Below are 13,762 nucleotides of genomic sequence, written 5' to 3' on the forward strand. Positions count from 1 at the left end.
GCAGCGGACGGGGAGGACGGGGAGGACGGGGAGGACTTGGGGGGCATTGTGGTCTCCATTGGCCCCGTGCATCAGGGCGCAGGAATAAGTGTAGATGCACGTATTCACGCCCTCTGTCATCCCTGCGACGGCCGCCCTAGGGCGCGGCAGACCGGTCGCCGTCTCAGGGCTGGAGGGCCACCATGGCGTCCAGTTGGTCCAGCAGCAACTGCAGGTGGCGGCTGCGGATGGGATCGCTCAGCAGATCGATCTGCAGCAAGCCCGCCCAGGTGGAGGCATGGTCCACACGAAAGCCGGACAAGGCCGAGATCAGGTAGTGCACATCGGCCGCTTCCAGGCCCGCGCGAAAAATGCCCGACTGCTGGCCCCGATCCAGGATGCGCTGCAAGGGCTCCAGGGCCGCCTGGCGCAGGGCATCCATCGTGGGCACCTGGCGCAGCATCTCCCCGCCCTGGAAGTTTTCCTGCAGCACCAGCCGGGTGAAGTTGCGGTTGTTCTCGTGGTAGTGGAAGCTCTGCACGGCCAGGGCACGCAAGGCCTCGCGCGGAGGCAGAGTGTCCAGCGCCAGCTGCTGCTCCGACGCGCGGATGTCGCTGTAGCACTGCTCAATCACCGCCAGGTACACATCCTTCTTGTTGCCGAAGTAGTAGTACAGCATGCGCTTGGCGCACCCGGCCTTGGCCGCAATGCGCTCCAGCCGCGCACCGTCATAGCCGAAGTTGGCAAACTCCTCCTTGCCGGCCTCCAGCAAGGCCTGGCGCATGTCGGCCGTGGCGGTGTCTTCGGTGGAAGGGGTGGGGGTCTCTGGGTTCTGCACGCTCAATACCGTTCTCCATGGCCACAGCGCGACCCGCTGGGGCCATCCGGCCAGGGCCTGTCACTGTTCATCAGCTGGGGCTGCCAGCGTATCACGCAAGGTAAAACCCACGCCGCTTCCATACCCTGCGCGCAGCCCACGTGGCGGACGGCAAGAGCCTGGCCATCCGGCAGTACCCGCTCGCGGCCACGCACCGCGCCCCGGCGGGCTTCTCACTGCGCGGCCGCTCAGGGCGACGCCGGCACACCATCCGGCAGCGCCAGGGGACGCACCCGCAGTTCGTCCGTGGCAAACACATAGTCATAGGCATACACCCCGGACACGGCGTGGATGTCGCCCGCATCGAAGGCGTCTGGGGCCACGATGCCCCGCAACACCATGCGCCCCTGCACACGGTCCAGCAGGGCAAACGCGGTATGGCCTTGCCGCAGACCCTGCGCCTGCAGCCGGGCGGGGATCTGGTAGGCCTCGAGCAGGCTGCGCGATGGCTCCAGGTAGATGCGGTAGCGCTGGAACAGATGGTTGTGCCTGCGCATCGCCTCGATCTCGGCGTAGCACGCCGCACGCAAGCGGGGCTGGCGTGCGCTCACGATGTAGGGCGCCGGCCGTGCCTGGGCACCCAGCCGCCAGTGGGCATCGCCCCCGCTGTCCTGGGCCTGCATGAAGGTCTCGGGCGCCCCCCGGATGAACTCGACCATGCCGTGGTAGCCCTTGGCCAGCGGTTGGGCATATGCCGGTTTCAAGGATGCCGGGTAGATATCGATCATGGGCTCGGGGTCCAGGTGGACCACCTCCGAGAAAGCGCGCAGCACCGCCTCGTCCAGCAGGTCGGCATCCTTGTGCAGGGCCTGCGGGTCCGCAAAAACCGCAATCGACCAGCGCATGCTGCCGTACAGCGGCGACAGGGCGCGCAGCGAGAAGAAGTCGCCCTGCACGCCGGCGCGCTGCAACTGCGCCAGTGCCGCACGCTGGCTAGCGACGAACTCACGCGATGCGGCGCGGGCCACCAGCACCTTGTCGCGCAGGGCCTCGGCACCCTCGCCGGGCTCCAGCCGCACCATGAAGTCGCTGCCCGTGGCTTGGTCCCGCAGGTACACGCCATAGCGCCCCTGCCAGCGCGCCATGGGCTCCGAAGGCTGCAATTGGAGGGTGCGCAGCAACTGCAGCTCACCCGCAAAGTGGCTGTCGATGGTGCGCGCCACCATGTCCGCAGGGGCAGCGGTGGAACAGGCGACCAGCAGCCAGGGCAGTGCCGCTACGCCCAGGGCCCGCTGGCACACCCTGCGGCACAGGCGCCTGCGCCCCAGCGCCCTGATCCATCGCAAGACATTGCTCAACAATCGATAGCGCACGGGGGTAGGATGCCGGTTTGGTTGGAGAGGTACATGGTGCAATTTTGTTTTTCGACGATGGTGCGTGCGGGGATTGTGATGGCAGCCGGGGCGGTGATGGCCGCGGGGGCGGCAGAAAGCCAGCAGCGGGAGCCCGACCCCCACAAGGTCGATGTGGCCCAGATGGTGGCCTGCAAGTATGACGTTCCCACGTACAACGACTACGCGATGGCCTTGGGCGCCTCGGGCGAAGGGGCGGCGGCCCTGGGGCTGACCCGCATCGAGGATACGCCCAACCCCTTCATGCACGAGTACCAGCTGGCGGCGCCCATCGACGTGCTGGGCTGGCGCACACAGCGCGTGGCCCTGGCCTCTGGCGCCTTGCTGGCCGTGCTGGACCAGGTGAAGCCACAGGACGTTGCCCAGCGGCTGGGCATCGAAGAGGCCCTGCGGGACGATGACTTCAAGTACATGGCGATGCGCGTGGCACACCACACGCAGGAGAAGGTGGGCAGCAGCACGCTCAACACAGTCATCAGCCATGAGGTGTCCACCGTGATCACCCACCCCGGTCAGGTGCTGGTCGGCTGCAGCTACCGCGTGAACACGTACTGATCCGCACCTTGCATGCCCGCCACAGCGTGCGCGGGGATGACCATAAAAAAAGCCCTGGCGGCGCAGACTGCGCTTGCAGGGCTTTTTCATGTGCCAGCCTGCCACCGAGGCAGGCTGGATGGCTTGGCGCTTACTTCTTGGCAGCGCCAGGCAGGGCGTAGGCGATCACGTAGTCGCCACGGTCCGGCGACTGGCGGGCGCCGCCTGCGGAAATCACCACGTACTGCTTGCCGGTCTTGGGCGATTGGTAGGTCATGGGGCCACCCTGGCTGCCCACGGGCAGGCGGCCCTTCCAGACTTCCTTGCCGGTGGAGGTGTCCCATGCGCGCAGGTAGTAGTCCTGCGTGCCAGCGAAGAACACCAGACCGCCTTGCGTGGCCAGCGAGCCACCCAGGGTGGGCAGGCCCACGGGGAAGGGCATGCGCATCTTGATGCCCATGGGGCCCTGGTCCTGCACGGTGCCCACGGGGACCTGCCAGGCCACTTGCTGGGTCTTCATGTCGATGGCCGTCAGCGTGCCAAACGGGGGCTTCTGGCAAGGAATGCCCAGCGGCGACATGAAGCGGTCCTTGACCACGGCATACGGTGTGCCCCCCAGGGGCACCTGGCCCATGCCGGCGTTCGGTGCTTCACCGCCATCCGACAGCGCGGCGTCCTGCTTCTGCGGCACCATCTTGACCCACAGGCCCAGACGCATGTCGTTCACGAAGAGCAGGTGGTTGGTCGGGTCGGCCGACAGGCCGCCCCAGTTCATGCCACCCAGCGAACCGGGGAAGCTCAGCGACACATCGGTGTCCGGCACGGTGAACAGGCCGTCATAGCGCATGGACTTGAACTTGATACGGCACATCAGTTGGTCCAGTGGCGTGGCGCCCCACATATCGGCTTCGGTCAGGGTCTGGGTGCCAATCTGCGGCATGCCCACGGACAGTGGCTGGGTGGCCGCGTACTTCTCGTTCGGAATGGTGCCGGGCTTGACGGCCACTTCTTCCACCTTGGTCAGCGGCTGGCCGGTGTGGCGGTCCAGCACGAAGATCTGGCCGGCCTTGGTGCCCACCACCAACGCGGGGGTGGTCGTGCCGTCCTGGCGGGGGAAGTCGATCAGCGTGGGCGCCATGGGAATGTCGAAGTCCCACAGGTCGTTGCGCACGGTCTGGTAGACCCACTTTTCCTTGCCGGTGGCGGCATCCAGCGCCAGGATGGAAGCGCCGTACTTCAGGTCCATGGGCGAACGGGTCGCACCGTACAGGTCCACCGAGGCCGAACCCATGGGCAGGTACACGGTGTTGGAGCTGGGGTCGTAGGTGGTACCGGCCCACACGTTCGCCGAAGAGCGGGTGTAGGTCTCACCGGGCTGGAGCACGGCATTCGGCGTGCTCGAACCCGAGTCGAAGGCCCAGCGCAACGCACCGGTCACCACATCGAAGCCGCGGATCACGCCGCCGGGCATGTCCACCTGCACGTTGTCGGCCACACGGCCACCGATCACCACCGTGGTGCCCGCCACCGTGGGGGCGGCCGTCAGGGTGTAGTAGGCCGGGTTGGGAATGTTGCCAATGCCCTGCTTCAGATCGACCACGCCGTGGTCGCCAAACTCGGCGCACAGCTCGCCGTTGTCGGCGTTGATAGCGAACAGGCGGGCATCGATGGAGTTCATCAGGATGCGGCGCTCACAGCTAGCGCCCGCGGGCAAGGCCACGGCCTGCACCGGGGTGGAACCCGGCACGGTCGGCTGGGCCACCTGCGCGTTGGCGTCGAAATAGGCCAGGCCCCGGCAGCGTTCCCAAACACCGCCGACGTGGGCGTTGACGTCGTGGCGCCACAACTCCTTGCCACTGTCGGCATCCAGCGCGATCACGTTGTTGCTGGGGGTGCAGACGAAGACCTTGTCACCCACCTGCAGCGGGGTGGTCTGGTCTTCGGCGCCAGCGCCCGTGGACTTGGGCACGTCACCGGTGCGGTAGGTCCAGGCCACTTCTAACTGGTTGACGTTGTCCGCGTTGATCTGGTCCAGCGCGGCAAAGCGGTCGTTCTTGTAACCGTTGCCATAGTGGTCCCAGTTCTGCTGCGTCTCACCCTGTGCCACCGGCTTGCGCGTGGCGGCGGCGCTGGCGGCCTTCACCTCGGGGTGGATCTGGAACATAGACACAAAGGCGGCCAGGCCGGCCACCAGGAACACCCCGGCCAGCGACAGCGCGGCCTTGGTCTGCGCGGGTTGGCCGGCGGCCTTGCGCAGCAGCGGCAGGCTGGCGGCGACCACGGCCGCACCAAACGTCAGCGCCAGCAGGCGCGAGATCAGGCTCCAGTAGTCAAAACCCACTTCCCACAGCGCCCAGGCGACGGTGAGGGCAAAAGCGCCCAGGTAGATCCAGGCGCCTGCAGGGCGCTGGCGCACGAACTGCACGCCCGAAGCCAGCAAGGCCGCGCCCGCCAGCGCAAAGTACCAGCTGCCGCCCAGGGTGATCAGCTTGCCGCCGCCCACCAGGAAGAACAGACCGGCCAACGCCAGCACTGCCCCCAGTATGCACAGCCATACGCGTGCCGCAGTGGACTGCGGCTGCTTGTTCTTTTGCATGAGAACCTCTCCGTACAGTCAGTGCCCACTAGCTTTCAAGGCGAAAGCGCACGCGGGACTGCTGCCTAACAATCATGAGTGAGAAAAAAAGTCCATTGTTCATGGGAAAGAAAGTCCACGACCTGCACACGTGTACCGGATTTTTCAGAAAAAACTGAAACTTCTTGTGCGTACCAACCTGCGCCTGGTCTGCGGCAGACCTGTGGCCCGCACGCAGCCACGGAGATCGGGTCTGCCGCCGGTTGATGGGTTGATGGGTTGATGGGTTGATGGGTTGATGGGTTGATGGGGCGATGGGGCGATGGGGCGATGGGGCGATGGCCCACGTCTACACTGCCCCACCATGACCACCGCCCTCCCTGTCCGCCTGACGACCGACCGCCTGCACCTGCGCCCCTGGCAGGTCAGCGATTTGCCGACGATGGCCCAGTTGCACGCCGATGCGCAGGCCATGCGCTACTTTCCGACCACCCTGTCGCGGGCCGACAGCGATGCCCTGGTGGCCCGCTTTCAGGCCCGCATCGACGAGCAGGGCTGGGGGTTCTGGGCGGCCGAGCACCGCGCCAGTGGCGAATGCATCGGCATGATCGGCCTGAACCGCCCGCGCGACGACCTGCCTTGCAGCCCCTGTGTGGAAGTGGGCTGGCGCCTGCGGCCGCGCTACTGGGGCCAGGGCCTGGCTACGGAAGGCGCCAGGGCCTGCGTGGACTGGGCGCTGACCACGCTGGGGCTGGACGAGGTCGTGGCCTTCACCGCCCTGCCCAACACACCGTCCCTGGCGGTGATGCAGCGCCTGGGCATGCGGGCGGATCCGCACACCTTCGTGCACCCGGCACTGCCGGCCGACCACGCGCTGGCCGAACATTGCCTGTACCGCCTGTCGCGTGCGGAGTGGCTGGCGTCGCATTCTCAAAAATAAGAGCTGACTGCGCTTTCCCTTCGGGCATTGCAGGATGAAAGGTCTCTGAAATTCAGGAACAGCGCGCGCAAGCCACTATGGATTTCAGTAGCGCCACGGCCGCCGCGCAGCACCAGCACCAGCACCAGCACCAGGCTGCTGCACAGCACCAAGGGGCCGCAGGCGCTGGCGCTCCCCGGTCCGGCAGGCCACCCGGGGGCCATGCGCCCGTGCGGAGAGGGGCCGCGCCAGATCAGGCCTCTGCCAGCAGCGGCTGCAGTTGCTGCAAGCGCTGGCGCAGGGCCTCGGGCAGGGCACAGGGGCGCTTGCTGTGCGGGTCCACGCAGACGACGCCGATCTTGCCCAGGGCCAGCAGCGTGCCGCTGTCGGCATCGACCAGACGCCAGACCAGGTCAAAGCCCTTGGCCGCGATGTCGCGCACGGCCATCTGCACCTCCACGGCCTGGTGCGGAAAGGCCTCGGCCCGGTACTGCACGGCCTGATCGCCGACGAAGACGCGCACGCCCGCCACATCACTCTCGCGCCAGCGCCACTGGGCGAAGAACTGCATGCGCGTCTGCGAGGCCAGTTGCAGCAGTTGCACATTGTCCGTGTGCGCGCCGGGGTGCAAGGGGGCGGGACACACCAGGCGGGTGGCAAACACTGCGTCGTCAAAGTCAGCGAACTGGATACGGGCCATGGCAAAAAGATTCCAACAGGTGCAGCCATTTGCTGCGATGCAGCATTTTGCGGCAGCCGGCAGGCCCCTGCAATCACCTTGGTGCACCTGCGGCCCCTGGCGCACCAAAGCAGCGCAATCCCTGCGACACCATACAAAAACTGCATACAAAAAAGCAGGCATTGTTTTTGCTCACTGCTGGTTACGAACGCCGCAGCGCCCCCTGGACTTGCAACGCTGTGGACCTTTCCAACCGCTTTGATCCTGGAGTTCCCATGCAAAAACGCAGCTTCCTGCAAGCAACCGCAGCACTGGCCCTGGTGGGCAGCCTGGGCATGGCCCACGCGCAGACCACGCCCCTGAAGTTCCAGCTGGACTGGCGCTTCGAAGGCCCCGCCGCCTTCTTCCTGCTGCCCGTGGCCAAGGGCTACTTCAAGGACGCGGGTCTGGATGTGACCGTCGACGCCGGCAACGGCTCGGGCGGCGCCGTGCAGCGCGTGGCCTCGGGCTCCTACGACATCGGTTTTGCCGACATGGCCTCGCTGATGGAATTCCACGCCAACAACCCCGACGCGCCCAACAAGCCCGTGGGTGTGATGGTGGTCTACAACAACACCCCCGCCGCCGTGATGGCGCTCAAGAAGAGCGGCATCAAAACCCCCGCCGACCTCAGCGGCAAGAAGCTGGGCGCACCCGTGTTCGACGCCGGCCGCAAGGCCTTCCCCACCTTCGCCAAGGTCAACAAGGTCAGCAACGTGGCCTGGACGGCCATGGACCCCCCGCTGCGCGAAACCATGCTGGTGCGCGGTGACATCGACGCCATCACCGGCTTCACCTTCACCAGCCTGCTGAACCTGGAGGCACGCGGCGTCAAGACCAGCGACGTGGTGGTGATGCAGTACGCCGACTATGGCGTGAAGTACTACGGCAACGTGATCATCGCCAGCCCCAAACTGATCAAGGAAAACCCCGAAGCCATCAAGAAGTTCCTGGCCGCCTTCACCAAGGGCGCCAAGGACGTGATGGCCAAGCCGGCCGACGCCATCCAGTACGTCAAGGCGCGCGACGGCATTGCCAACGCGGCCCTGGAAACCCGCCGCCTGCAACTGGCCATCGACACCGTGGTCAACAGCCCCGACGCCCGCAAGGAAGGCTTTGGCCGCCTGGATGTCGGCCGCCTGTCGCTGATGGCCTCGGAAGTCTCGGACGCCTTCGGCACCAAGACCCGCATCGACCCCAAGGCCGTCTGGAACGACAGCTTCCTGCCCAGCGCCGCGCAGCTGGACGTGCTGCCCAAGAAGTAAGACGGCTGTGTACAACCTGCGGCCGGGCCGATTGGTCTGGCCGCCCCCTCTGATGGATTCGTATGCAAAGCGCTGCCGACCCCTATTTCGTTGATTTCCGTGATGTCTGGCTGGCCTACAACGACGAGTTGCTGGCACAAAATCACTTTGCGGTCGAAGCCATTGACCTGCAGGTCAAACAAGGTGAGTTCATTGCCATCGTCGGCCCCTCGGGCTGCGGCAAGTCCACCTTCATGAAGCTGGCCACCGGCCTGCGCATGCCCTCCATGGGCAAGATCCAGATCGACGGCCAGCCCGTCACCGGCCCGTTGAAGATTTCCGGCATGGCCTTCCAGTCGCCCTCGCTGCTGCCCTGGCGCACCACGGTGGACAACGTGCTGCTGCCGCTGGAGATCGTGGAGCCGCACCGCTCCCAGTTCAAGGCGCGCCGCAAGGAATACGTGGAGCGCGCCCGCCACCTGCTGCAGAAAGTCGGCCTGGGTGGCTATGAGGACAAATTCCCCTGGCAGCTGTCGGGCGGCATGCAGCAGCGCGCCAGCATCTGCCGCGCGCTGATCCACGAGCCCAAGATGCTGCTGCTGGACGAGCCCTTCGGCGCCCTCGACGCCTTCACGCGCGAGGAGCTGTGGTGCATCCTGCGCGACCTGCACGCCGAGCAGCAATTCAACGTCATCCTGGTCACGCACGACCTGCGTGAATCCGTGTTCCTGGCCGACACCATCTACGTGATGAGCAAGAGCCCCGGCCGCTTCGTCGTGCGCCGCGATGTGGAGCTGCCTCGCCCCCGCGACCTGGAGCTGACCTACACCAAGGAGTTCACCGACATCGTGCACGAGCTGCGTGGCCACATCGGGGCCATGCGCAAAAGCGGTGCAGTGATCAACCAATGAGCAGCCAAGGATTCGCAATGAACAAACTCAACAACAAACTGCTGGAGCGCTGGTCGCCCTGGGTGCTGCTGCTGATGGTGGTGGTGCTGTGGCAGGTGGTCTGCGCGGCCTTCGAGGTCTCGGAATTCATCTTCCCCAGCCCCTGGCTGATCTTCCGCGACTTCATGGAATACCACGCCGTGATCGCCGGCCACGCCTGGCGCACCTTCTGGGTGACCATGGCCGGCTTCGGCGTCGCCATCGTGGTGGGCGTGCTGCTGGGTTTCCTGATCGGCAGCTCGCGCCTGGCCTATGCCGCCGTCTACCCGCTGATGACGGCCTTCAACGCCCTGCCCAAGGCGGCCTTCGTGCCCATCCTGGTGGTCTGGTTCGGCATCGGTGTGGGCCCGGCCATCCTCACCGCCTTCCTGATCAGCTTCTTCCCCATCATGGTCAACATCGCCACCGGCCTGGCCACGCTGGAGCCCGAGCTGGAAGACGTGCTGCGCGTGCTGGGCGCCAAGCGCTGGGATGTGCTGATGAAGGTCGGTCTGCCGCGCTCCCTGCCCTATTTCTACGGCTCGCTCAAGGTCGCCATCACCCTGGCCTTCGTCGGCACCACGGTGTCGGAGATGACGGCCGCCAACGAGGGCATTGGCTACCTGCTGATCTCGGCCGGCTCGTCCATGCAGATGGGCCTGGCGTTTGCCGGCCTGCTGGTCGTGGGCGCCATGGCCATGGTGATGTACGAACTGTTCAGCTGGGTGGAAAAGCGCACCACGGGCTGGGCCCACCGCGGCTCCCAGAACCACTGAGGGGCCGAGCCTCGTCCCCTTTCACCGATCCCCCGAACCTCGACTTGGGCCTGCCTCGTGCAGGCCTTTTTTTGTGCCTGCTGCGCCCGACGCGCCCACTCCCGCGGGCGCCGCGACCAGGCACTGGCATCCCCACGGTGGAGCGCGGCGGCTGGTACGGACGGCCCCCACGGATTGCACCAAAAACAGGCGCTGGCGCGCTTGCAGGCTGCGGATAGTGCTTTCTTTTTCGCAGCAAACCGATTACAGCAGCCCTTTGCCACCCCGTACCAACGCCCGGCGGCACAACCGCTTACAACTTGCCCCCCCGCCCACCTACAAACCACCCACACTTTTGGCACGGCCTGTGCATTGAAGCTGCGCGCCCCCGGATGCAACAACGCCGTCCCACCACGGTCCTGGTGTTGTGGACCCCGCTGTCTTGCCAGGAAAGGCCCACGCCATGCACACCCAGTTCTTCCAACACCCAGGCCCCACCCACGCCATGCCGCCCGACGACGAATACGCCCTCGACAGCACCGACAGCCACTGGCTGCGCCAGGCCTTCGTCTGGGCGAATGCCGCCCGCCTGCGCGGCAACCGCCCCTTCGGTGCCATCATCGTCTCCGGCAGCGGCCGCATCCTGGCCGAGGCCTTCAGCAACACCCGCGAGACCGGCGACGCCACCGGCCACGCCGAGATGAATGCCATCCGCCAGCTGGGCATGGCCCGCCTGGCGCCCGATGTGCTGGCCGGCGCCACGCTCTACGCCAGTGCCGAACCCTGTGTGATGTGCGCCGGCGCCATCTGCAGCAGCGGCCTGCGCCGCGTGGTCTTCGGTCTGGATGCACAGCGGCTGCACCACATCCGCCCCGACCTGCGCGCCTGCCTGCTGTCCTGCCACGATGTGCTGGCCCACGCCCAGGAGGCCATCAGCTGCACCGGCCCCTGCCTGGTCGAGGAAGCCCTGGCCGTCTACGAAGACAGCTGGCTGTCCCCCGGTGATGCCCCAGCGGATGCGTCCCCGGGCTGAGCCGCACGCCCCGTGCGGCGCTCCAACTTGGTGCAGCAGGCGCATTTCTTGCTTGGATGGCGACCATGCCTTGGCTCGCTCAACTTGATCTGGACTATTCCATGGCCGCGGAACGTACCCGCGTGCACTTCCACCACGACGGACCGCTGCGCGTGCTGCGCAGCCTGTACCCGGAGGGCGATGCCATCTGCCACAACGTGCTGGTGCACCCGCCCGGCGGCCTGGTCGGTGGCGACATCCTGGACATCCGGGTGCGCGTGCAACCCCAGGCCCATGCCCTGGTCACCACCCCCGGCGCCACGCGCTTTTACAAGACCCAGGGCGAAACCGCCACGCAGCGCACCCACCTGCAACTGGACGCCGGCGCCCGCCTGGAATGGCTGCCGCTGGAAGCGCTGGCCTACAACGCCTGCGACGCGCACAACCAGCTGACGCTGGCACTGGCGCCCGGGGCGGAGCTGATCGCCTGGGACATCACCGCCTTCGGCCTGCCCCATGCCGGTGAGCCCTTTGTGCAGGGCCAGTTCACCCAGCACATGGCGTGGCCCGGGCATTGGCTGGAACACGGCACCCTGCGCGCCGAAGACGCACGCCTGATGGACGGCCCCCTGGGCCTGGCCGGCCAGCGCTGCATGGGCAGCCTGGTGCTGGCCTGTGGCACGCCCCTGACCCGCGTGCAGCGCGAGCAACTGCTGGATGCCACGCGCGCCGTGCTCGATGCCCACCCGCAAGGCGCCTGGTGCGGTATCACCGCCCCCAACGAGCACATGCTGGTGCTGCGCGGCCTGGCCCCGGTGGTCGAACCCCTGATGCAGCTGTGGCAGCAGGTGCGGGCCTGCTGGCGCCAGCAGCACTGGGGACTGCAGGGCACGGCACCGCGCATCTGGAGCATGTAAGGCCCGCGGTGCCCGAAAGTAATCGGCACAGCATGGTCTGCAGCCAAGGATGCGCGCTTCCCCGCGTCAAGGCTGGATCCAGGGCTTGCTGCAGTGCGCGCAGGCCGCGCCGCCACAAGGGTGAACGGCCCATCGCCATCCTCGTTTTCCGCACAAGCTCATGCGCACAACGTCGTTCGCGGCGCCGGCCGCCCTGCCTACACTGGCGCACAGCCCCTCCGTTCACCCAGCCCTCGGCTGCCAGGACGGATGCTGTTTTGTCTCCTCGGCATGGCACCCTCGCCGCAGGTATTGGCGCTGCCCTGGGCAGCGCTTTTTTTTCTGCCCGGCCCCACCCACACCGCACACCGCACACCGCACGCCGCGCAGGCAGCGCGCAATAAAGGCTGTTGGCGGTTTTTCAAGGGGTTTTGGCGAAATTTATTGTTGAAAAAACAGGCTTGAAAAGCCCTGGGACGGCGATATCTACGGAACATCCAGGCGCAGACGGCGCCACCCCACACCAAGGAGTTATCGCATGTTCCTCGCAACCCCCATCATCCGCCATGTGACCCGCCCCGATGCCAGCCTGCAACGCTTCATGCAGGCCGCCACAAGTGCCGCCCAGCAGCTCAACGGAGACTTCCAGGTCAGCCAAACCGACGAAGCCACGGTGTTGAGCATCGACGTCCCCGGCCTGAGCCGCGAGCAGCTGCAGTTGCGCATCGAAGACAACATGGTGCACCTGCACAGCGTGGAAGGCGCGCCCCGCCAGGTGCGCCGCAGTTGGGAGCTGCCCCACGAGATCGATGTGCCAGCCTCCAGCGCCAAGCTGGACCTGGGCGTGCTGACCTTGACCCTGCAGCGCCGCAAGCCCGTCGACAAGACGGTCACGCTGAACATCCAGTAATTCCGGCGCACTGCCCCTCCCACGCCGTGGTCGCTTCACCGCCCCACGGCGTGCTGCCGTCCGGGTGGGACCACCCCGCACGTGCCAGGCCCAGCCGCTGCGCGGCCGACGCGGCAGGCTGTATGAAAATAGGCGCTTTGGTCTGCACACACCCTGGACCGTGCAGGCGCTGTTTTCCAAAGGACTGCACATGACCCGGGCACCCGCCTCCTTCTGGCGCACCATGGCCGCGCTGGCCTGCACCATCGGCCTGCTGCAAGGCTGCGCCAGCACCACCCAATCAGGGGCCATCGGCCTGCAACGCAGCCAGCTGATGCTGGTGTCCAGCGACAGCATCAACGCCCAGGCGGCCAAGGGCTTCCAGCAGCTCACGGCCGATGCCCAGTCCAAGAAAAAACTCAACACCGATGCGGCGATGACGCAGCGCGTGCGCCGCATCGGCCACGACCTGATTGCCCAGGTCGGGGTGTTCCGCCCCGATGCGCGCAACTGGGCCTGGGAAATCAATGTCTTCGAGTCCGATGACATCAATGCCTTCTGCGCCCCCGGCGGCAAGATCGGCGTGTACACCGGCCTCGTCAACCGGCTGCGCCTGACCGACGATGAGCTGGCCGCCGTCATGGGCCACGAAATCGCCCACGCCCTGCGCGAACACTCGCGCGAGCAGATGTCGCAAAAGGCCCTCTCCGGCCTCATCACCAGCACCATCGCCGTGGCCACGGGCGTCCCCGGGGAGCTGATGGATGCCGGCTCGCAGATGCTGGTGCACCTGCCCAATTCGCGCGCCATGGAGCTGGAGTCGGACGTGATCGGCCTGGAGCTGATGGCCCGCGCCGGCTACGACCCGCGCAATGCCTCGTCCATCTGGCGCAAGATGCAGCAGGTCAGCGGCGGCCAGCAAGGGGCCTCGTTCCTCAGCACCCACCCCGCGGGCGATCAACGCATTGCCGAGCTGGACGCCTATGTGCCCAAGGTGCTGCCGCTGTACCAGGCGGCCGTGGTGCAGAAAAAGGCCCCGGCCCGCAGCCGCTGAGGCTGGCCCCTACGCAGGGGCTGCCCAAC

Annotated in this window: 13 protein-coding genes; 9 read left to right on the plus strand and 4 right to left on the minus strand. The window is 66.6% G+C overall.

Annotated elements, in window-relative coordinates; translation table 11 throughout:
- Positions 1-163: 163 nt before the first annotated feature.
- Together FYM52_RS05845 and FYM52_RS05850 are read right to left on the minus strand one after the other, a co-directional pair.
- Entirely contained in the window at positions 164-817 is a 654-nt protein-coding gene (locus tag FYM52_RS05845) for a TetR family transcriptional regulator (RefSeq protein ID WP_043381420.1), read from the minus strand.
- Between the two features lie 227 nt (positions 818-1,044).
- Positions 1,045-2,142, minus strand: coding sequence for a hypothetical protein (locus FYM52_RS05850; protein WP_154163418.1), 1,098 nt, complete (start codon positions 2,140-2,142; stop codon positions 1,045-1,047).
- A gap of 63 nt (positions 2,143-2,205) precedes the next feature.
- Here FYM52_RS05850 and FYM52_RS05855 point away from each other — a divergent pair, with 63 nt between their 5' ends.
- Complete coding sequence (locus FYM52_RS05855; protein ID WP_154163419.1) at positions 2,206-2,763, plus strand: hypothetical protein; 558 nt, start codon at positions 2,206-2,208, stop codon at positions 2,761-2,763.
- 130 nt (positions 2,764-2,893) lie between these two features.
- On the opposite strand, the gene FYM52_RS05860 is transcribed toward FYM52_RS05855, so the two are convergent.
- A complete protein-coding gene (locus FYM52_RS05860; RefSeq protein WP_154163420.1) occupies positions 2,894-5,338 on the minus strand; it encodes a membrane-bound PQQ-dependent dehydrogenase, glucose/quinate/shikimate family in 2,445 nt (814 codons plus the stop codon).
- 343 nt (positions 5,339-5,681) lie between these two features.
- On the opposite strand from FYM52_RS05860, the gene FYM52_RS05865 reads away from it, so the two are divergent.
- The gene (locus FYM52_RS05865) at positions 5,682-6,257 is read left to right on the plus strand and encodes a GNAT family N-acetyltransferase (RefSeq protein WP_154163421.1); all 576 of its coding nucleotides are present in this window, start codon (positions 5,682-5,684) and stop codon (positions 6,255-6,257) included.
- Between the two features lie 232 nt (positions 6,258-6,489).
- Here the strand turns inward: FYM52_RS05865 and FYM52_RS05870 are convergent, their stop codons facing one another.
- Positions 6,490-6,936, minus strand: coding sequence for a thioesterase family protein (locus FYM52_RS05870; RefSeq protein ID WP_162524659.1), 447 nt, complete (start codon positions 6,934-6,936; stop codon positions 6,490-6,492).
- A gap of 254 nt (positions 6,937-7,190) precedes the next feature.
- On the opposite strand from FYM52_RS05870, the gene FYM52_RS05875 reads away from it, so the two are divergent.
- The 7 genes from FYM52_RS05875 (at position 7,191) to FYM52_RS05905 (ending at position 13,733) form a co-directional block, all read left to right on the plus strand.
- Positions 7,191-8,219, plus strand: coding sequence for an ABC transporter substrate-binding protein (locus FYM52_RS05875; protein WP_043381021.1), 1,029 nt, complete (start codon positions 7,191-7,193; stop codon positions 8,217-8,219).
- A 62-nt stretch (positions 8,220-8,281) separates the two neighbouring features.
- Positions 8,282-9,109 (plus strand): ABC transporter ATP-binding protein, encoded by an 828-nt coding sequence (locus FYM52_RS05880; RefSeq protein WP_154163423.1) that lies wholly within the window; start codon positions 8,282-8,284, stop codon positions 9,107-9,109.
- 17 nt (positions 9,110-9,126) lie between these two features.
- Entirely contained in the window at positions 9,127-9,903 is a 777-nt protein-coding gene (locus FYM52_RS05885) for an ABC transporter permease (protein WP_043381006.1), read from the plus strand.
- Positions 9,904-10,345: 442 nt separating this feature from the next.
- Positions 10,346-10,915, plus strand: a complete 570-nt coding sequence (locus FYM52_RS05890; RefSeq protein ID WP_238826139.1) for a nucleoside deaminase — start codon at positions 10,346-10,348, stop codon at positions 10,913-10,915.
- Between the two features lie 65 nt (positions 10,916-10,980).
- Positions 10,981-11,811, plus strand: coding sequence for an urease accessory protein UreD (locus tag FYM52_RS05895; protein ID WP_154163424.1), 831 nt, complete (start codon positions 10,981-10,983; stop codon positions 11,809-11,811).
- A 517-nt stretch (positions 11,812-12,328) separates the two neighbouring features.
- Positions 12,329-12,700, plus strand: a complete 372-nt coding sequence (locus FYM52_RS05900; protein ID WP_043380976.1) for an Hsp20/alpha crystallin family protein — start codon at positions 12,329-12,331, stop codon at positions 12,698-12,700.
- A 190-nt stretch (positions 12,701-12,890) separates the two neighbouring features.
- Complete coding sequence (locus FYM52_RS05905; RefSeq protein ID WP_154163425.1) at positions 12,891-13,733, plus strand: M48 family metallopeptidase; 843 nt, start codon at positions 12,891-12,893, stop codon at positions 13,731-13,733.
- Positions 13,734-13,762 lie beyond the last annotated feature (29 nt).

Origin of the sequence: Comamonas sp. CAH-2 (assembly GCF_009668305.1) — a bacterium.
Lineage (GTDB): Bacteria > Pseudomonadota > Gammaproteobacteria > Burkholderiales > Burkholderiaceae_C > Comamonas > Comamonas aquatica.